Below are 19,244 nucleotides of genomic sequence, written 5' to 3'. Positions count from 1 at the left end.
TCAGCGGCAAGGCTTGCGGGGGACGAGCGCCGATGCGCCCCTTGTCTCCTGGAGCAAGTGATCCACCACTTGCGCCAGCGCGAGCGGCGTCGGCAGCCTGTCGCTCAGCGCCTGTCGGAAGACCTTCCGTTGGCGGTCCGCACTCGTGCCGGCGGCGACCATCTCGCGCGCCTGATCGAAGAGGTCAGGCATCTGCAGGCGCTCAGCGGTCGCGCCCATGACGTGTTCGGCCTGTTCCAGCCACTGCCCGATGGAAACAGTCCGCTCGTGGCCTTCGACGAGAAACGCGCCCAGCAGGCCCGAGCGTTTTGCTCTCCAGCGGTTTTCCTCAAGCAGGATCCGTGAGGTCGGTGTGTACGAAGTGCCTGGTCGTTCCTGCTCCAGGGCGTGGGCGACCAGCAAACGATAGAGAGAGGCGAGTGTGAGGGCGTCGGCCAGGCAGGGGCACGCGTCGGTCATGCGCAACTCCAGCGTGGGGTACCTGGCGCACGGGCGTATCGCCCACCAGCACTCGCTGGGCCGTTCGATGACGCCTGTGCGCGAGAGCAAGGCGATGTGGGCATCGTAATCGTCCTGCCCGGCAAACAGCGGCGGGATGCCCATGCGCGGCCATTCATCGCACAGCGTCTGGCGGAAACTCATGTAGCCGCTGTCCGCGCCGTCCCAGAACGGTGACGAACAGCTCAAGGCCAGCAGCAGCGGCGTCCAAGGCAAGACTTCATTCATGACGCGTATCCGGTCGACGTGACCAGGCACCTCGACATGCACATGCAGCCCCGATAAAACGCTACGTCGCGCAACATGGGCGTATCGGCGGAAGATCTGCCGGAAGTGTTCTTCATCGGTCGCCGTTTGCCCGCGCCAATCGGCGAGCGGGTGACTGCCGGCGCTGATGGCGCCCAATCCATACGGCAACAGGCTGCTGATCAAGGTCTCGCGGGCGCCGGCAAGGTAATCCGTCGCCTGGCCCAACGTATTGAACGTCGGCGAGGCGACCTCGATTTGTCCCTGGAACATCTCGAACGCGAAGTGTTCGCCGAGCGCGTCCCGGCATGCCTGGACTGCCTCACGGCATGGCTGGCCCACCATGGCGCGGGACGCGAGGTCAGTGATGAAATACTCCTCTTCGATACCGAATCGCGGGCCTTCGCTCATGACCATGCTCCTCGCGGTACGCCAATCGGGTGCCTAGCGGTAATCGTCACCGGCGATCGCACGCAGGTACGCCTGATCGGCTTCGATGCGCAGGTCTCGCCATTCTTCCCAGCTCACGATTTGCCGACGGTGCATCTCATCGCACTGGCGCAACAACTCATCGTGGTAGTCATTCGGGCAGTCCATGCGCAATGCCTGGTTGTCCAGTGCGCGGTGCCAGCGGTCGAGTGCCTGAAGCTTCATCTCTTGTGTGGCGGTCAGCTGGTGGTTGAAGGCGTGCATGGCGAAGCTCTTCCACGGGGCGTTTCAACGTTGAGCACCGGCCTCGCCATGGGGTTCAGCGAATCCGACAAAGGGCTGCCGACCGTTCAGCCTTTGCTGTGTTCCGGTGAAGAAGGGCCTTTGGTGACACCTCGGGGGCCGGAGATGCCCCAGATGACCGCCCCCAAGATCGGCAGCAGCACAAGCGCCGACCACCAGACCTTGCTCAGCGTATGGCCGTCGCTTCTGAACACGCTATTGATGATCCACAGATCGAGCAGAAGGACGATCACTGCGCCGCCGATCAGAAAGTATGTGGTTTCCATGATGCACCTCCATCGGTTGTAGAGGTTTTGGGTGAGACGGCGAACGAAGGTTCAGCCGCAATGACTGCCGGACGCGATCGTTCGGTGTGCCGTTGCCGCTCATGCAAATAAAAGGAATTTTCCCTGTCGCATTTTCTCTTTTGTTTAAGACGTTCGATCTGCAGCCTTCCCAGGGGAAACAGCTCCATGACATCGATAGAGTGCCTGAGCACCGTGCCTGCCGCGCTTCACGAGAGGCCGAACCGTCCGAACCATGAGATCTACGCAAGACTGCTCACGGACGACCCCGAGGCGGGCGCCATCGCCCAAGCCTTTTTGCAGCCGCATTTGGCGGCGGCCGGCGACATGGCCGATGAGTTGCCGGCCGATCCCGAGCAACTCCTTCACTGGTCGCAGGCCCGCTGCGCCGCCGTCGCGGCGCAGTACGCGAGTTATCTGGCGTCCCGGCAGGCCGGAGAAGGGCGCCGCTACTTTCGGAACACCGCCCATGCCTTGTACTTTCTGCAGCATGTCGGGCCGACCAAGGCCGTTGATGGCGCCTGGTTGGCGGGGGTGCTGCACCATTGGCAAGACGTCCGTTTCGATCACTTGCAAGCGATCTATCTTGAGGAACTGGGCGAGGGCGTGCCCAGGCAGAACCATGTGCTGATCTATCGCCAGCTGTTGGCTGAGCACGGTTGTGACGACCTGTCCGACCTTGGCGACGAATACTATCTGCAAGGTGCGATACAGCTGGCGTTGGGGCATGGCTGCGACGCGTTGTTGCCTGAGGTCATCGGTTACAACCTGGGTTACGAGCAATTGCCGCTGCATCTGTTGATCAGCGCTTATGAGCTGCGCGAGCTCGGTATCGACCCGCATTACTTTCGCCTGCATGTGACCATCGACAACGCCAGCACCGGGCACGCCCGCCGCGCCGTGAAGGCTCTGCAGGACTTGCTGCCGGCGGGGGAGCAGCGGGCCGCCTTCTATCGGCGCATGAAATCGGGCTATCGGCTGAACGACCTCGGGCCCGGTTCCACGGCGGTGATCCAGGCATTCGACTTGAAGCGCGAGGCCCTGGCGATGCTGGAGCGCAAAGCCGTGTTCGGGCGACACATGCATTCCGATTACTGTCGGATCGAAAACCGCACCATCAACCAATGGCTGGCGACGCCGGGCCAGATGGAAGCCTTTCTCGATGCGTTGATCCGCAAAGGTTGGATCAAGCGCGGCGAGGATCCGACCCAAAGCCGCTTCTGGCGACTCATCGACGGCAGCCCGGCGGTGATGTTCGGCGTGTTCAGCGTCTACGAAAAACAGCTGTTGCATGATTGGATCGCCGACGGCTGGCAGGACGGCAACCCGCGCGCCGGAGGGGCGCGCAACCCTACCGGTGAGGACATCGGCCAGGTCAGCGACAGCGAGACCCTTACCCTGCACAAGACCCTGCAAGCGCAATCGCCGCTTGAACAGATGAACACGTTGATCCCCTGGCTGGCGCCGCAACGTCACTGGCGCCCGGCAGGGCTATTCGCCACCCGCCGATTCATGCAGCTGCGCAAAGCCTTGCGCTGAACATTCAGGAGGTTCCATGACCGCGCAACAGCGGATCGATCGCGAATTGCTTGAGCTGGGCATGCACCTGCGCCAAAGCGGTTACCGGTTCATCACACCGACGCCCTTGACCCACGAGCGGGTCATGCAACGGGCGCAAAGGCCCTTGGCGAAGGATCAGCGCGACGTCTTCGGCTGGTCGATGCCCTTCGACAAAGGGTTGTTTGCGGCCGACCGGTTTCAAGCGCTGGAGCGCGCAGGCATTTTCGAACAGCAAGGCTCGCTATGGCGCAGCACCGTGCGCTGGTCGTCGTTGAATGACCTGCTGTTCGTGCATTCGGCCTATCCGACCCGCCAGACCGATGCCGTGTTTTTCGGTCCGGATACTTATCGGTTTGCCCGGGCCATCGAGGCGCACCTGCAACGGCGGACGGCACCGGTGACGCGCGCGGTGGACATCGGCTGCGGCGCCGGCGTCGGCGCGGTATTGATCGCCCGGGCGCGGCCGCAGGCCCAGGTGGTCGCGGTGGACATCAATCCGCGCGCGTTGCGCTTGACCGCCGTCAATGCCGGGCTGGCCGGCACCGACAACATTGCGATTTACCACAGCGACCTGCTGGCCAGTGTCGAAGGTCGGTTTGACCTGATAGTCGCCAACCCCCCTTACATGAACGACCCGCAGCAACGTGCATACCGTCACGGCGGCGGAGCCCTGGGAGAGGCGCTGTCGGTGCGTATCGTGCGTGAGGCGCTAGCGCGCCTGAGCGCGGGCGGCACGCTGCTGCTGTACACCGGCGTGGCCATGGTGCGCGGTGCGGATCCTTTTCTGGACCGGATCGAAGCGTTGTTCGACAGTGGTTTCAGCTGGGCCTATGAAGAGCTGGATCCGGACGTCTTCGGTGAAGAGCTGCTCGAGCCCGGCTATGGGCAGGTCGAGCGCATTGCCGTGACGCTGCTCACGGTCACCCGCAACTAATCGAAACTTCGCCGGCCGCGGGGCTGTCGAGACCTTTACACCTCCCGGGTTCGCCTGCACTGCATGCGTGCCGGGGAAGCCATGCGCAAAGGGGACAGCGAGGGTGAACATGACAGTCACAGTGGGCGATTTCCTGGTCGAGCGGCTCAGCCAATGGGGCGTGACACGAATTTTCGGTTATCCGGGGGACGGCATCAACGGGGTCTTCGGCGCGTTGAGCCGTGCGCGGGGCAAGATCGAATTCGTGCAGGCCCGACATGAAGAAATGGCCGCGTTCATGGCCTCGGCCCATGCCAAATTCACCGGAGAACTGGGCGTATGCATCGGCACCTCCGGCCCCGGCGCTTCGCACTTGATCACCGGCCTGTACGACGCCCGGCTCGATCACATGCCGGTGCTGGCGATTGTCGGGCAGCAAGCGCGTACGGCGCTGGGCAGCCACTATCAGCAAGAGCTGGATCTGGTGTCGATGTTCAAGGACGTCGCCGGTGCTTTTGTGCAGCAGGCCTCGGCACCTGCCCAAGTGCGGCATCTGCTGGATCGCGCGGTACGCACGGCGATCGGCGAGCGGCGCGTGGCCGCACTGATCCTGCCGAACGATTTGCAGGACATCGAATACAAGGCGCCGGCGCGGGCGCACGGCACAGCGCATTCCGGGGTCGGCTACTGCAAGCCGAGAATATTGCCCTACGACGCGGATCTGCAGAACGCGGCCCAGGTGCTGAACGCGGGCGAGAAGGTCGCGATGCTGGTGGGCGCCGGAGCGCTGGGGGCAAGCGATGAAGTGTTCGCGGTTGCCGAAAGGCTCGGCGCCGGTGTGGCCAAGGCTCTGCTGGGCAAAGCCGTGTTGCCGGACGAGTTGCCGTGGGTCACCGGCAGCATCGGCTTGCTGGGCACCGAGCCGAGCTACCGGTTGATGATGGAATGCGACACCTTGCTGATGGTCGGCTCGGGGTTTCCGTATGCCGAGTTCCTGCCGAAGGAGGGGCAGGCGCGCGGGGTGCAGATCGACGTGCAGCCCGACATGCTCGGCCTGCGCTATCCGATGGAGGTCAATCTGGTGGGCGACGCTGGCGAGACGCTCGCCGCGCTTGCGCCGTTGCTCGAACACAAAACCCAGCGCAAATGGCGCAAGAAGATCGAGGGCTGGCGCGCCGCTTGGGAGAAAACGCTCGAGAAGCGCGCCATGGCCAAGGCCGATCCGGTCAATCCGCAGCGGGTGGTGTACGAGTTGTCCCCGCGCCTGTCCGAGCAAGCCATTGTCACCAGCGATTCCGGCTCCTGCGCCAACTGGTTCGCCCGCGACCTGAAAATCCGCAGAGGCATGAAGTGTTCGCTTTCCGGCGGCCTGGCCTCCATGGGCGCGGCCGTGCCCTATGCGATCGCGGCAAAGTTCGCCTTCCCGCAACGCCCGGTGATTGCCCTGGTGGGCGACGGTGCGATGCAGATGAACAACATGGCCGAGCTGATCACGGTCGCCAAGTACTGGCGGCAATGGGAAAGCCCGCAATGGATCTGCGCCGTGTTCAACAACGAGGACTTGAACCAGGTCACTTGGGAGCAACGGGTGATGGAAGGCGATCCGAAGTTCGAGGCTTCGCAGGACATTCCCGATGTGCCGTATCACCTGTTTGCGATTTCCATCGGCCTCAAAGGCATTTTCGTCGATCGCGAAGAGGACGTGGCGGCAGCCTGGGAGCAGGCGTTGGCGTCGGACGTACCGGTGCTGATCGAGTTCAAGACCGATCCGGACGTGCCGCCGCTGCCGCCGCACATCAAGTTGGAGCAGGCGAAGAAATTTGCCGCCACCTTGCTCAAGGGGGATGCCGACGAAGCCGGCGTCATCGTGCAAACGGCCAAGCAGGTACTGGGCGCGGTATTGCCCGGCAAAGCCAGATAGCGAGGTCGACCTCGGCCCATGGACACCCTCGGTTCCGCTCTCATGGCCGCGCGAATCCAGTTCGCGGTCACCATCGGTTTCCATATCGTGCTGGCGGCCTTCACCATTGGCCTGGCGAACTGGTTGATGGTGCTGGAGGCGTTGTGGCTCAAGAGCGGGCGCGAGACCTATCTGGACATCTACCGCTACTGGCTCAAGGTGTTTGCCTTGACCGTGGCGGTCGGCACTGCCTCCGGCCTGATTCTGGAGTATCAGTTCGGTCTCAACTGGTCGCGGCTGTCGGTCAAGGCCGGCGATGTTCTCGGGCCGTTGATGTTCTACGAAGTCCTCGCGGCGTTTTTTCTCGAGGCCGGCTTCCTCGGCATCATGCTGTTCGGCTTGAAGAAGGTCGGCCCGCGTCTGCATTTTTTCGCCACGTGCGCGGTGGCGGCGGGGTCGTTGATCAGTGCGTTCTGGATTCTCTCGGCCAACTCGTGGATGCACACCCCGGCGGGTTTTTCCCATGGCCCGGACGGTCGGTTCATTGCCCAGGACTGGTGGGCGATCATCTTCAATCCTTCGTTTCCCTATCGCCTGACGCACATGACGCTGGCCGCCTGCTTGGGCACCGCGACGCTGGTGGCGGGGTGCAGCGCCTGGCAGTTGCTCAAGGCCGCCGGCAACCCGCGGGTGCGCGTGCAGTTATCCATGGCGATGTGGGTGTTGACGGTGCTGACGCCGGTGCAAATCGTCGTCGGCGACTTGCATGGCCAGCACAGTCTGCAGGTGCAGCCGCAGAAAGTGGCGGCGATCGAAGGTTCATGGACGCGTCCCGCCGAGGGCGCCGGCGAGCCGCTGCGGCTCTTCGCCTGGCCCGACATGAGTGAACGACGCAATCGCTGGGAGCTGGCGATCCCGCGCATCGGTTCGCTGTACCTGACGCATGACCTGAGCGGAACCATCGCTGCGCTCGACGAGTTCGCGCCACAGGACATTCCGCCGGTGGCGCCGGTGTTCTTTGCGTTTCGGCTGATGGTCGGCCTCGGGCTGTTGATGCTCGGGCAGGGGCTGGCCAGTCTGCTGCTGCGCCGGAACAAGCGCTTGTACCGTTCTCGCCGCTGGCTAGGGGCTTGCGTGCTGATGGCGCCGGCAGGTTTCCTGGCCATGCTCAGCGGCTGGACGGTGACCGAAGTGGGGCGTCAGCCGTTCACCGTGTATGGGCTGCTGCGCACCGCCGACAGCCTGTCATCGGTGTCGCGGGCGCAAGTGGTCGGGTCGACCTGGCTGATCCTCGGGTTTTATCTGGTGGTGTTCGCGATCGGGCTTTGGGTGTTGCTGCGCCTGTTGCGTGATCCCCCGGACCGCGGCGAGCCCGGGCCGCAGCCGACGCTGCCCGACGAAACCGGGCACTCCTGAGGACGTGTGGCCATGGACACTGACGTGATGACACTGTTGTGCGCGGCGGCTCTGGCCTTTTCGATCTTGAACTACGTGCTGCTCGATGGCACCGACCTGGGCGTCGGCGTGCTGCTGGGGTTGACCCGCCGAAGCGACCACCGACGGACGATGGCCGTCAGCATCCTGCCGATCTGGGACGCCAATGAAACCTGGCTGGTGCTCGGTGGCGGCGGGTTGCTGGCGCTGTTTCCGCTGGCCTACGCGATCCTGCTGCCGGCTCTGTATCTGCCGTTCATCCTGATGTTCCTGGCCTTGATCCTGCGCGCGGTGGCCCTGGAGTTCCGGGATCATGCGCCGAGCGAGCGGCTCAAGCGCGCGGTGGACGGCGTGCTGCTGGTCGGGTCGCTGTCGGCGAGCGTGGGGCAGGGCGTGGTGCTCGGCGCGCTGGTGCAGGGCGTGCCGCATCAGGGCGGGCAGTACAGCGGCAATGGCTGGGAATGGCTCGGGCCGTTTCCGTTGTTTTGCGGCCTGGTGCTGGCGTGCGGCTATACGTGGCTGGGGGCGTGCTGGCTGTACTGGCGCACTGTCGATGAACTGCAGCAGCGTTGCGCGCATCAAGCGCGCGTGCTGGCGCTGGTGACGGTCGGGCTGTTGGGGGGACTGGTGGCCTGGACGACCACGTTGCACGGGCAGTATGCCCAGCGTCTCGAATCGCCGCTGATCGCGCTGCCGGCGGCGTCGGTGCTCGCCGGTCTGCTGGTGGGCTTCGCCGCGGGCTTTCGCAGCCGGTTTCAAGGCATGCCGTTGTTCGCGGCGCTGGGTGTCTTTGTCCTCGCGTTCGGATTGATGCTCGTCGCGCTGTACCCGCTGATCATCCCGCCCGGGTTGACCCTGCAAGCGGCCACGTCGAGCACCGGGAGTCAGGCGTTCATGCTGGTGGGGTTCGCCGTGCTGGTGCCGGTCACCCTGATCTACAACACCTATGGTTTCCGGGTTTTCAGCGGAAAAATCCATGGGGCCTCGCCACGTTGAGCACGTTCGTCGAGTCGTTGACTTCACGCTCAACGTGAAAAATTGTACGTAAGAATTTTATATGTACAGCTTTTTCCAGTGCCTTTTAGCTTTCCGGCAAACTTTCTGAATTTTTCCACACGAGCCCTCTCACTTGTTATGAGCGCAAGGAGAACCTCAGGAGCCAGGCAAGGGGCTCAGTAACCCTGCACGCGCCTTATGGCGGCCGAACACCGCCCTGACGTAGAAAAGGGAGGCAAGCGATGAGCGAGGAAATCCTGCGGCCGAGCACCAGCCATGCGTGGGACGATGAGATTGCGCGCAACACCGAAATGTTTCGCGACGCGGATCTTCTGGAGGAGCAAGCCTACCGGATCATCGACGCCGGAATGGATGAGCCGCAAGTGTGGAGCCGCTTCTCCGAAGCCAAGGCCAGGGCCGATGCCAAGCGCACGGAAGCTTACCGGGACTGGATGCGCATCAAGCGGGCGATGATGAACAAACCGGATCACCGCTGACGCCAGGGGGGCGCTGGCGGGGTGCTGTCCCGGACCGCCAGCGTGAGGCGATCATCGGACGGTGCAGGTCAGCGATGAAGGTCTCGCGAACCCACTGGCTTGCGCTCCGCTGATCCGGAATGCGCAGTGCCGAGTGAACTCGCTGGGGCTGAGTCCTTCGGAATCTGAAGAGGCACTTCTTCAATTCCAACGCCAGAGGATTCCACCATGCGAGCAATGACGTACCACGGCGCTCATGACGTCAGAGTCGAAACCGTACCGGATCCGATCATCGAGGCACCGGATGACATCATCCTTCGGGTGACGGCCACTGCGATCTGCGGTTCGGATCTGCACCTGTACCGGGGCAAGATCCCGACCGTCGAACACGGCGATATCTTTGGGCATGAGTTCATGGGCATCGTGGAGGACACCGGCCCCGCCGTCACCGCCGTGCAGCGTGGGGATCGGGTGGTGATCCCGTTCGTGATTGCCTGCGGCGACTGTTTTTTCTGCCGGCAAACGCTCTACGCAGCGTGCGAGACGACCAACACCGGTGCAGGTGCGGCCATGAACAAAAAACGGATTCCGCCGCCGGCAGCGTTGTTCGGTTACAGCCGGATGTACGGTGGCATTCCCGGCGGGCAGGCGGAGCTGGTGCGGGTGCCGAAGGCCAACACCGGACCGTTCAAGGTGCCGGGAACCCTGGCGGACGAGAAGGTCCTGTTCCTGTCCGACATACTTCCGACCGCGTGGCAGGCCGTGATCAATGCGGATCTGGGGCAGGGGGCGAGCGTTGCGATCCACGGGGCAGGACCGGTGGGATTGCTCAGCGCGGCCTGCGCACGGATGCTGGGCGTCGAACGCATTTTCATGGTCGATCACCATCAGTACCGACTGGACTACGCGCGACGCACCTACGGCGTTATCCCGATCAACTTCGATGACGACGATGACCCGGCGGATACGATCATCAGCCAGACGCCCGGCAACCGGGGTGTGGACGCCGCAATCGATGCAGTGGGGTTCGAGGCCAAGGGCAGCGCCACCGAAACCATGCTGGCCACGCTCAAGCTCGAAGGCAGCAGCGGCAAGGCGCTGCGGCAGTGCATCGCGGCGGTGCGTCGGGGCGGCGTGGTCAGCGTGCCGGGCGTGTATGCCGGGTTTATCCATGGTTTCCTGTTCGGCGACGCCTTCGACAAGGGCCTGACCTTCAAGATGGGCCAGACCCACGTGCAGCGCTATCTCCCCGAGTTGCTGGGGCATATCGAAACGGGCCGGCTGCAGCCGGACGCGATCATCAGCCACCGGCTCTCCCTCGAGCAGGCGGCGGAGGGCTACAGGATTTTCGACAAGAAACAGGAAGACTGCCGCAAAGTCATCCTGACGCCGGGCGCCGGCGATGTGCCGCCGGCCGTCTGATCAAGCAGATCCGTGGCGAAAACCCTCGCCACGGGACAACTCAGGGGGAGAAGGTCATGAAAACAATCTGTGTCTGGGTAGGTCTTTGCTCGGTTATGCTCTTGCAGGGCTGTTTTGAAGGTTCGAACGATGCGCCGAACAAGGACGGCGACGAAAGCAAGGCTTCCTTGCAGATCCAGAAGGACAAGGCCGCCGAACAGGATCGGTGATTGATTTCGCGGATACGCGGGCGCAACTCAAGCGTACCTGCGAAGGTCAACCGGACAGCACTCTCTTCGGGAAACCGCCATGTCGATTGCCAAAGACACTGTCGATTATCTGCGTACGCATTCGCTGATCCTGACCACCGCCGCCTGTACGGCCGGCATGATCGTGATGGTGTTGTCCGAAGTGCAGGGCAGCGGCGACCTCATCGAATGCGGTTACGTCGTGTACTCGCCCCAGGCCAAGCGACGCCTGCTGCATGTCCGCGCGGCAACCATCTCCCGGTTCAATCTGACCAGCGTCGAGGTCGCCCGCGAAATGGCCGTGGGGGCCTTGCGCGACAGCACGGCGAATGTGGCGGTGGCGACCACCGGCATTTTGGGGCCGGACGACGTCGACGGCATTCCCGCCGGTACGGTGTGTTTCGCCTGGGCCTTTCAGGCGGCGGACAGACAATGGGTCTTCAGCCGCGAGATGCACTTCTCGGGCAGCCGTTGCGAGGTGCAGGCCGCGGCCACGGAGTTCGCGCTGATGGGGGTGCGGCGATTTCACCGCTGTATGGCGCAAGACGACGAGGGGGCTGCTCATGAGTGACGACGGCGACCATCCGGATCTGCGTAGCCGGCAGGCGCCGATCCGTGAGGACATGGCCTATCAACTGAAGGTTTGGCGCTTCGAGCGCTGCGGCTGGTATGTCCTGGTGCTGTTGGTGCTGCTGGGCCTGGCGGGACTGTTTTCCCGAGGGATGATCAGCTCCCGGGAGGTGCGCTCGGCGGACGGCAATGTCCGGGTGGGGTACGAGATGTTCCATCGCAACGGCTCGACCAACTCGATGAAGATCAGCATGGCGGCGGCGCCGGAAGCAACCGTAGAGCTGGAGCTGACCGGTGACCTGCTCGAGGGGTTCAGCATCGAGACCCTGCAGCCGGAACCGGTACGCAGCCGCAGTTCGGCCAACGGTCTGCACCTTTGGTTGCAGGCGGATACGCAAGGGGAGCTCAGCCTTTACCTGACCCTGCGCGGTGACGGTCTGGGCTTGTTCCGCAGCCATATCACTACGCCGGGTTCCGACGGTGTGACGCTCGTCCAATTCATTTTTCCATAGGTGCCCCATGGACTCGGTCTTGCGTGCGGCGGCGATGTATGTGGCCCTGATGGTGCTGTTCAAGATTGCCGGCAGGCGTTCGCTGGCGGAGCTGACGACATTCGATTTCGTGTTGCTGATGATCATTGGTGAGGCCACTCAGCAGGCCTTGCTGGGGGACGATTTCTCTCTGACCAATGCGATGCTGGTGATCGTGACGCTGATCGCCATCGATGTGGGCTTTTCCCTGCTGAAACAGCGCTCGGCTCGGGTGTCACGGCTGATTGACGGCGAACCGACGATCATCGTCGAGCACGGCAAACTGTTGCACCGCCGCCTGCGGCACGCGCGGCTGGTGGAAGCGGACGTCATGGAAGCGGCCCGTTCCAGTCAGGGCATCGAGAGGATCGAACAGATCAAGTTTGCGATCATCGAGCGTAACGGCAAGATCTCCGTCATTCCTCAAGAGGCCGGCACGACATGAGCACGTTTTCCTTCGCCCGTTCATCTGTTCGGCCGCACTCGGCAAGCCTCGCGGCTTCGAACCTGTACGGCCCGGATTATCCGGGGCTTCATGGGTGAGGTGGTTATGTCTACCGATTCGAGTTTCGAAGACCAAGCGCAAGGTTCTGTTCCCTCCAAACCTGAACCCGGTACGGAGGAGCCGACACTGGATCCTGAGGATCCCGACAAGTACGACCCGTTGAAGAATCCACCGGATGATCGTCCGCAGGACTGGCGGGATCCGGCTGAAAGGGTCACGCCGGAAGCGGATGAGCCGACGCCGCTTTCGGATGACAGACGATAAGCGAAACCCGGCCTCTGGCCGGGTTCTTGTGTGCGCCATTCGTCCATTGCGCTGCACTTGCGGCGCCCCGTGGCTTCTCACCTCTATGCACGGAATTCCCGCGCCGCAGCCGGAGAGGCATGATGGACATTGACGAGAACGCACCAGGCAATCAATCGCAGCAGGCCGTTACCCGCACAACGGACAACGAGACCGGGCACGATCCGGGACGGAGTGAACCGCAACCGCCGTTGCCGCCGGATGACGAAGCTCCGGTCGACGAAGACATGGCCGACGTCGATGCCGCAAACGCGGTAGCGACAGAGCATCCCGAACCGGGAAGCACGGGCGCTCTCGGCGGTGCCGGCAAGCCTCACCGGAACCCCGAGCGCAGCGGCGACGTAGAGACACCCCGCGGCATGCCTGCCAGCGATCCTGAATCGGGTGCCTGAAGCCCAGGGGGAGGAGGGAACACCCTGCCGATCACCGATGAAAGGGGTGATCGGCATTTCAAGCCAATTGCACTGAGCCGTTCGCCTTTCACAACAAGGCCCTCGTCTATGCTTGACGGGTGTCAGAGATCCCGCAGTCGCCATTTCAGAACAAATAGGAATAAATGACTCGACCGAGTTTGCCTTCCACGCCATCCTCGTTGCGGTCAACAGCTTCCCCATAGGTCAGCTTGATCGAGGCGTTCCTGGAGAGCGTAAGACCGGCCGTCACCCCCAGTGATAAGGATCGCTGCGCATTGTCGTCATTCTCTCCGTCCGTGCGGGTTTCGCCGCCACGCCAGAACAGCATGTCCGCCGACATCCAGAATGGGCTGGCGAAGTTGTGGGTGATGTGAGCCTCACCACCGTACAACGGTGCTTGGGACTTGCGCCTGGCACCGTAGGGCGAATGATTGTCGCTGTAGAAAATCACGGCCGGAAGCAGTTCGAAGGTGGTCAGCGATGGATCCAGCCAGGAGTTGCCCAGCGCATAGGACATGGGTGCCCCCAACTGCCAAGCGTAGCGGTGGGTGCCCAAGTTGACGGCTTTGTTCGAGTCGTACTCACCGGTGGGCAAGAATACTTTGCCGAGAATGCCGAGGGAAAATCCCGGGCGATACTTCACGTACTCCTCGACGGACAATGCCGGCGACCCGATCAAGCCGAACGCCACCCCCAGTTGCGCATCGCCAAGACCCGAGCTGGACGTCGAAAGCGATTGCCTTGGCAACTCCACCGTCGCCTCGACCTCTCCGAACGGCAGCACACCGAAAACAGCGGTGGCATGCCCTGCAAGATCCACGACCTCGGTGTACTGCAGAACGCCGACATTGACATCGACTTCGCTGCCGCGGATGACCGACCCAGGCGCAGCCGACTGGTTACCGCGGGTGGCAATGCCGTGAACGGTCAGCATCTTCGTGCCGACAGGCGCCAATTGATAGGCACGAGCGCCGTCATCGGCGGCTTGTCCTTCACATGACATGCCCAGCAACAGGGAAAAAAAGACGCAATGTTTGTTTGGGTACAGAGACATGGAATGGTCCGGGCGACGGTTGTGCATCACTGGGCAGGTTGCGCTTCAGGAAACTTCCATTGCCCATCGAGGACTTCAGGGCGAGGCCGATACAGGCGCACGACGTAGTTCCAGCCGGCGGTGACGGGCAAGCAATTGGGCGTCGTGGCCTGGCATGCGCCGAACTGAATGGTGTAGGCGCCGTCCCTGTCGGGCTTGGCGGTGAGGTTGTTGAGCGAGTACGCGCCCAGCGCATTTTTTTCGAAGTAGCCATTGCGGTCGTAGACGCTCAATGACCAGAAACCGTCCACGGGGACATTCTTGACCGTCAGCTTGTAGGGCGTGCGGCCGTCATTGTGCTCCGGGAACACGCTGACGTATTTGGCCGCGTAATCCGGGTTGCCTCCCCAGCCCGCGGCCGTGCCCATCAGATGCGCGATCGGGTTGACCTCCTCGCGGGTGCCGAACATGTGCGGTCCGCCGCCGAACGAGGACAATGTCTCCAGGGTCTGGCGGACTTTTGTCTGTGAAGCCGCATCCCAGGCCACGGTTTCGTATCGGCCTTTGTTGGCCTGTTCGACACCAATGGCGTCTTGTAAGCGCTGAGCGGCCTTGACGTCGTCCGGCTGCCCTGCGTTGACCAGCGTGCGCACGACGATAAATACGTATCGGGTGCCAACCTTGTCCCGGTCATAGGTATGACGCCCTGGGGTATAGGTCACCTCGGTGGTGTAGTGATCCTGGGAAATCACCTGCAGTGACATGAAGCGCTTTGCGGCCTCGGGCAAGGTGATGCTGACGGGCCCTGCGTCCAGATCGAAAACCCCTGAGGTGTACAGGGTGTCGCGGTTCATCCTCACCACGGTCTGCTTTTCGATTGCGGTCGGTTCGCGTTCATGTATCAGGGCACCGAACCCGCCTTTCTCGACGGTTCTCTTAAAGTACAGATCGGTTTCTGCACGGATGAAGTTGAACGCGTCGACTCGCACGGCAGGACTGTCGTCCGCCGATACGGCCAGTGAACACAAGCAGAGCGCCATGCAGGTGAGGGCGCGGGGGGAAACAGGTTTGCGCATGGATCTTTCCTTGAGAGCGGAGGGGCGTTCTTATCGGATTGCGATGGTCGCAATTGCTCGATCCGGAGCATCGGCGCTGCCGGTGCCTGACCACCAATCCTCAACTGACAAAAAATGTACCGCCCGCAGGATTGCCTCCATCCGAGGTTCAATCCGTCGTACGGACAAAAAGTGCCGGCCTTGCCGGGAGGCAATGCCGGTTGTCTGCAGAGGGCAGAGCGATCAGCCGAGCCTGATCAGCGTCGGACCGTCCCAGCGCAGCTCCTTCATCAAGCCGCGTGGCTCGTAGGCCCTCACCATCAACCAGAAAAGATCGCCCTTCTTGACCGGCAACCAGTTGGCGCGCTTGTCCGCGCCCGGATCCTCGGCCTGGACATAAATATCCAGGCTGCCGTCGCTGCCGTATTTCAAACCGGCTGTGCGATCTCCGATGGCATAGCGGTGGATCGGGTTATCGATGACCGTGTATTTGGCGGTATAGGCGTGCAGCGACCAAAAGGCTTCGGCATCGGGTATCTGGTCGGCGGAAAAATGCAACGTGTAACGCACATCACCGTTGAGCAGGGCGCCGGAGCCATCCTTCTGCAAGACGTGGTAAGGGTTTTCGGTCACGGGCAACGCCACTGTACCGGCCAAAGCCACTGAAGCCCGATACAGGTAGTCGTTGTCATGGAAGTAGCCCAGGGTCCGTTTGGGCAGCGTCCAGCCGTTGGCGGTATGCATTCCGGCCAGCGCCCGCGATGCCTGAATCACCGTCTGGCGTCCATCCTGCTCGGCGCGCTTGAGGCCTCTCTGGACTTCGGGGGAGAGGTGCTCGAAACCATGCTGCCCCTGGGCCAATGCAAGGCTGGCAAAACGGTTGACGAGGGTGGCGTCTTCCATGGGTGGTGGGCATTCCTGCCACATGTCCTGCAGGATCTTGAAATCGGCCAGCGGGTCTTCCGTCGGCAATGGCGGGCGAGGTAGCTCGGCTTCGACCCCGGGAACGGAGTCCGTGCCGGCCAGAAAGTCTGACAGCGGCGCGACGACGAAGCGCTGTTGAAAGTCGATGACCTTCAGACGGTCTTGTTCGTTCGCAAAGAAGATGCGCATGACATTGAACGTTTGCGGGATCTTCGCACGGACAACCAGATCGATATCGACAGGCAGCATGCCGTTCCAGTCAGGGCCGACCACCGCTACACGTCCGCCCTGGGGCAGGCTGCGCCGGCTCGGAAGACCGAAGGTCGACCCGAACAGATCGCAGAACTGAACGCTCCAGTAGCGATCGTCCATGCGGGGAATGGTGACGATGTAAGGCTGCGCACGCAGGTCCAGCCATAGACTGGAATACAACGTATCCGTTTGCGGCGCACCGGCGATGTCCGGTGTCACGGGCACATTGCGGTGCAGCCATTGCCCCCAGGTCTGGCGAACCCGCATCATCGGGTCGCCATCCATCATGCGCGAATAGCGCAGGCGTGCGAAATAGATCAACGGATAGCCATAGACATAGGCTTGCATGCCCAGTTTGTAGGCTGCCTCTTCGTCCAGTGCCGCCGGGCTGGTCCAGAGCGGTCCGGCCGCGAGACCGGTCGACAGGCCGGTGGCCCCCAACACAGCCAGTGCCTTGAGCATGTCGCGTCTGCAGTACATCCCCGTGTGGGTGTCGATCCAGTCATTCAGGCCCCAATGGCCTTCGGCTCGATTCGTGTTGTCCTGGGGGGCGCTGGCTGATTTATGCTTCATTTCTTTGATTCACCTGTTATTTTTGTTCTCGCATGAGGGGGATCCCCTGAGGCCGCGCAACGACGTGGCCCTGAAGAAACTTGCAGGCAACCGGTGAGCAGAGATGAATCCTTGGCTGACAAATAATTACCCCAATCACCGCGACCGCCTTTCGCTTTCGCCTTCGACGGTCATGGCGGGGATTCGCTTGTTGGAGTCGCGGGGAACATCGATGCAGGCGCTGCAGCAGCGCTGGAATTTCCCGTTGTCGGCATTGCGCCAACCGTATCTGCGGCTGCCGGCGTTTCTTTCGCGACACTTCTGGGAGTGCGCGCGAGCGTTGGACGATGACCCTGCCATTGGCGTGGCCGCCGCAAGGCCTGCGGATCTGGGCCAGTTGCTCGGCTTGAATTATCTGATGCAGCTGGCGCCTACACGCTTGGAGGCCCTGCACATGATGCAGCGCTTCTGGCCGCTGGTGGCCAGTCACCTCCAACTTCACTTCGATCAGCAACCCGGCACGCTGCGCTTCGAGTTGCAGGCCCCTGCAAAACTGCGACCGGCGGTGGAGGAGGTCGACTACTGGTGCGCCAGGCAGATCCATCATTTGCGCAGCTGGATATGCGCGCCGAACCCGATCATTGAGATCCACCTGCGGCGTCCGCCCCCCGTCGACGCCGGCCCTTGGCAGCGCCTGGCCGACAGACCGGTGTATTTCGCCGCACCACGCGATGAAATGGTGCTGGACGTCGAGGCGCTGCAGTTCGAACGACCGGCAGGCCCGCTCAGCGTGCGCAAGGCCCTGGAAGAGTCCATGGATGACTACGCCTGCCAGACCGCCAAAGGCAGCTTGCTGGAAATGGCCAGCAGTGCCGTACTGCAGGAGCTGCGCACAGGCATCAATCTGGAAGACATGGCCGAACGGCTGCACATGACCGCTCGCACCCTGCACAGGGCATTGCTGCGCGATGGCTGGAGTTTCAGCGAGCTGATCGATATCCATCGACGCTACCTGGCCCATGACCTCTTGCTGGACAGCCCTCTGTCAATCGCCGAAGTCGCCGATCAACTGGGATACAGTGAAGTCAGCAGTTTCACCCGTGCGATTCGCCGCTGGTATGGCACCACACCCAGCGAGCTGCGTGACGGAAAGGGCGGGCAGGGTTAATTTTTTGTCGGTTGGCGCCTCACATGAATGCGCTCGCCGGTGCCAATCTTGGTGCTCGAGTATGGCAGTGAGTGTGTGATCGAGCGTCGCTGAGCAGCACCCTGTCATTGACCTTGAACACCACTCTTATTGAGCGTCCCGTCGATCAGGCGGGACGCTTTTTTTTCGACCGCCAAGCCCGTGCCCATGAGTTCCAGCCCTTCAGCCGATGTATCCCATACCACGCTGGCGACGGTGGCTCGCTGCATTGCCAGAGGACTGGAAGCCGAGTACGGCATCGACGCCAGCGCCGTGTTGCAGAGTGCCGGTTTCGCATCCGGCGCGCTGTCGACCGATGAGCAACGCATCCCTCTGCCCGATTTCAGCCAGCTGTGGGCGCTGTGCGTCAAACTCACTGCAGAGGAACAGTTCGGCCTGCGTATCGCCCGGCACATCGCGCCGGCGGATTTGTATGGCATCGATCTGGCGCTCTATGCGAGCGCAACGCTGGGTGAGGCGGTCCAGCGCTTCGCCCAGCTCCTGGTGCTGCTCACCACCGCCACCGAAGGCAGGGTGCAGCGCGATTGCAACGGTGACTGGGTGCTCAGTTATCACCTCAAAAGCGGTGGCGAACCCTCGGCGCCCGCCAGGGATTTTTTCATCTATGCGCAAATCCACCTGTTCGAGCGGCAGTGCCAAATGACGGCAAGGCGCTTCTTGCGTCGGATTGAACTGACCCGTGCGCACCCCGTCGACCCGACGCCATGGCAGGCCTTGGGCGTACCGATCCATTTTGGTCGCGGCCATGCTTCGATGGTTTTTCACGCCGACATCTGGGACAGGCCGATACTGGGGACGAACGCGAAATTGCTGGCGCAAGTCGAGCAGCCGATCCTGCGCCAACTTGCGCGACTGGGGGCACCTCTGCCGTTGAGTGCATTGCGCACTCGCTTGATTGATCGACTGGACCGGCCCTTGAGCCTGGAACAGTTCGCCGCCGATCTGGGTATCTCTCCACAGAGCCTGGAACAGTCGCTGGGACAACAGCACGTCACGTTCAGCCAGCTACTGGATCAAACACGCGAAGCGCAAACGCTGCATCTGCTGGCCATGCCGGGGTTGAGCCTGGCGCAGATTGCTTCGCGGGTCGGCTACAGCAAGGTAAGCAGCCTGATCAGGGCTTTTCGGCGCTGGAAAGCAATGACCCCTTTGGCTTACCGCAAGGCGCTGTTCAAACACTGACTTTTCGAACGGCCCGGGGCCGGCGCAGGC

Annotated in this window: 20 protein-coding genes and 1 pseudogene; 15 read left to right on the top strand and 6 right to left on the bottom strand. The window is 62.4% G+C overall.

The features are described from left to right. The 3 genes from CAG29_RS08025 to CAG29_RS08015 all read right to left on the bottom strand — a co-directional run bounded on the left by CAG29_RS08025 (position 1) and on the right by CAG29_RS08015 (position 1,742). Entirely contained in the window at positions 1 to 1,155 is a 1,155-nt protein-coding gene (locus tag CAG29_RS08025; protein WP_085582358.1) for a carboxylate-amine ligase, read from the bottom strand. A 33-nt stretch (positions 1,156 to 1,188) separates the two neighbouring features. Further along, entirely contained in the window at positions 1,189 to 1,437 is a 249-nt protein-coding gene (locus CAG29_RS08020; RefSeq protein ID WP_085582360.1) for a hypothetical protein, read from the bottom strand. An 86-nt stretch (positions 1,438 to 1,523) separates the two neighbouring features. Beyond that, positions 1,524 to 1,742: a hypothetical protein gene (locus tag CAG29_RS08015; RefSeq protein ID WP_085582362.1), complete on the bottom strand. Its 219-nt coding sequence runs from the start codon at positions 1,740 to 1,742 to the stop codon at positions 1,524 to 1,526. A gap of 186 nt (positions 1,743 to 1,928) precedes the next feature. Between CAG29_RS08015 and CAG29_RS08010 the strand changes: the two genes are divergently transcribed. The 13 genes and pseudogenes from CAG29_RS08010 to CAG29_RS28725 form a co-directional block, all read left to right on the top strand. Next, positions 1,929 to 3,299 carry an iron-containing redox enzyme family protein gene (locus CAG29_RS08010; RefSeq protein WP_085582364.1) on the top strand — a complete coding sequence of 457 codons (1,371 nt, stop codon included), beginning with the start codon at positions 1,929 to 1,931 and terminating at the stop codon, positions 3,297 to 3,299. A 16-nt stretch (positions 3,300 to 3,315) separates the two neighbouring features. After that, positions 3,316 to 4,254 carry a class I SAM-dependent methyltransferase gene (locus CAG29_RS08005; RefSeq protein ID WP_085582366.1) on the top strand — a complete coding sequence of 313 codons (939 nt, stop codon included), beginning with the start codon at positions 3,316 to 3,318 and terminating at the stop codon, positions 4,252 to 4,254. 109 nt (positions 4,255 to 4,363) lie between these two features. Further along, positions 4,364 to 6,154, top strand: a complete 1,791-nt coding sequence (locus CAG29_RS08000) for a thiamine pyrophosphate-requiring protein (protein ID WP_085694174.1) — start codon at positions 4,364 to 4,366, stop codon at positions 6,152 to 6,154. A gap of 42 nt (positions 6,155 to 6,196) precedes the next feature. Then, on the top strand, positions 6,197 to 7,549 hold the full coding sequence (locus CAG29_RS07995; RefSeq protein ID WP_256575733.1) for a cytochrome ubiquinol oxidase subunit I: 1,353 nt from the start codon (positions 6,197 to 6,199) through the stop codon (positions 7,547 to 7,549). A 12-nt stretch (positions 7,550 to 7,561) separates the two neighbouring features. Beyond that, positions 7,562 to 8,563: a cytochrome d ubiquinol oxidase subunit II gene (gene cydB, locus CAG29_RS07990; protein ID WP_085656519.1), complete on the top strand. Its 1,002-nt coding sequence runs from the start codon at positions 7,562 to 7,564 to the stop codon at positions 8,561 to 8,563. A gap of 242 nt (positions 8,564 to 8,805) precedes the next feature. Then, positions 8,806 to 9,060 (top strand): hypothetical protein, encoded by a 255-nt coding sequence (locus CAG29_RS07985; RefSeq protein WP_085582374.1) that lies wholly within the window; start codon positions 8,806 to 8,808, stop codon positions 9,058 to 9,060. Between the two features lie 207 nt (positions 9,061 to 9,267). After that, on the top strand, positions 9,268 to 10,461 hold the full coding sequence (locus tag CAG29_RS07980; RefSeq protein WP_085656518.1) for a zinc-dependent alcohol dehydrogenase: 1,194 nt from the start codon (positions 9,268 to 9,270) through the stop codon (positions 10,459 to 10,461). Positions 10,462 to 10,517: 56 nt separating this feature from the next. Further along, positions 10,518 to 10,670: a hypothetical protein gene (locus tag CAG29_RS28460; RefSeq protein WP_170930381.1), complete on the top strand. Its 153-nt coding sequence runs from the start codon at positions 10,518 to 10,520 to the stop codon at positions 10,668 to 10,670. A 79-nt stretch (positions 10,671 to 10,749) separates the two neighbouring features. Next, positions 10,750 to 11,259 carry a CinA family protein gene (locus tag CAG29_RS07975; RefSeq protein WP_085694172.1) on the top strand — a complete coding sequence of 170 codons (510 nt, stop codon included), beginning with the start codon at positions 10,750 to 10,752 and terminating at the stop codon, positions 11,257 to 11,259. Then, entirely contained in the window at positions 11,252 to 11,770 is a 519-nt protein-coding gene (locus CAG29_RS07970) for a hypothetical protein (protein ID WP_085582380.1), read from the top strand. Before CAG29_RS07975 ends, CAG29_RS07970 begins: the two co-directional genes overlap by 8 nt. A gap of 7 nt (positions 11,771 to 11,777) precedes the next feature. Further along, the gene (locus CAG29_RS07965; protein WP_085656517.1) at positions 11,778 to 12,233 is read left to right on the top strand and encodes a DUF421 domain-containing protein; all 456 of its coding nucleotides are present in this window, start codon (positions 11,778 to 11,780) and stop codon (positions 12,231 to 12,233) included. Positions 12,234 to 12,338: 105 nt separating this feature from the next. Beyond that, positions 12,339 to 12,557 carry a hypothetical protein gene (locus CAG29_RS07960; protein ID WP_085582582.1) on the top strand — a complete coding sequence of 73 codons (219 nt, stop codon included), beginning with the start codon at positions 12,339 to 12,341 and terminating at the stop codon, positions 12,555 to 12,557. A 122-nt stretch (positions 12,558 to 12,679) separates the two neighbouring features. Continuing rightward, positions 12,680 to 12,871 (top strand): annotated as a pseudogene (locus CAG29_RS28725) (hypothetical protein); the annotation flags it as partial. Between the two features lie 262 nt (positions 12,872 to 13,133). Here CAG29_RS28725 and CAG29_RS07950 read toward each other — a convergent pair. The 3 genes from CAG29_RS07950 to CAG29_RS07940 all read right to left on the bottom strand — a co-directional run bounded on the left by CAG29_RS07950 (position 13,134) and on the right by CAG29_RS07940 (position 16,846). Further along, a complete protein-coding gene (locus CAG29_RS07950) occupies positions 13,134 to 14,063 on the bottom strand; it encodes a transporter (protein WP_170930030.1) in 930 nt (309 codons plus the stop codon). A gap of 26 nt (positions 14,064 to 14,089) precedes the next feature. After that, entirely contained in the window at positions 14,090 to 15,118 is a 1,029-nt protein-coding gene (locus CAG29_RS07945) for a DUF1254 domain-containing protein (RefSeq protein ID WP_085582386.1), read from the bottom strand. Positions 15,119 to 15,340: 222 nt separating this feature from the next. Then, positions 15,341 to 16,846, bottom strand: a complete 1,506-nt coding sequence (locus tag CAG29_RS07940; protein WP_085694169.1) for a DUF1254 domain-containing protein — start codon at positions 16,844 to 16,846, stop codon at positions 15,341 to 15,343. A 103-nt stretch (positions 16,847 to 16,949) separates the two neighbouring features. On the opposite strand from CAG29_RS07940, the gene CAG29_RS07935 reads away from it, so the two are divergent. Both CAG29_RS07935 and CAG29_RS07930 read left to right on the top strand, forming a co-directional pair. Beyond that, positions 16,950 to 17,993, top strand: coding sequence for an AraC family transcriptional regulator (locus tag CAG29_RS07935; RefSeq protein ID WP_170930296.1), 1,044 nt, complete (start codon positions 16,950 to 16,952; stop codon positions 17,991 to 17,993). A 186-nt stretch (positions 17,994 to 18,179) separates the two neighbouring features. Beyond that, a complete protein-coding gene (locus tag CAG29_RS07930; RefSeq protein WP_085656516.1) occupies positions 18,180 to 19,214 on the top strand; it encodes an AraC family transcriptional regulator in 1,035 nt (344 codons plus the stop codon). Positions 19,215 to 19,244 lie beyond the last annotated feature (30 nt).

It is taken from the genome of Pseudomonas sp. B7(2017) (genome assembly GCF_002112745.1).
Classification (GTDB): Bacteria; Pseudomonadota; Gammaproteobacteria; order Pseudomonadales; family Pseudomonadaceae; genus Aquipseudomonas; species Aquipseudomonas ekonensis.
This window is presented reverse-complemented; position numbering and strand designations above follow the sequence as displayed.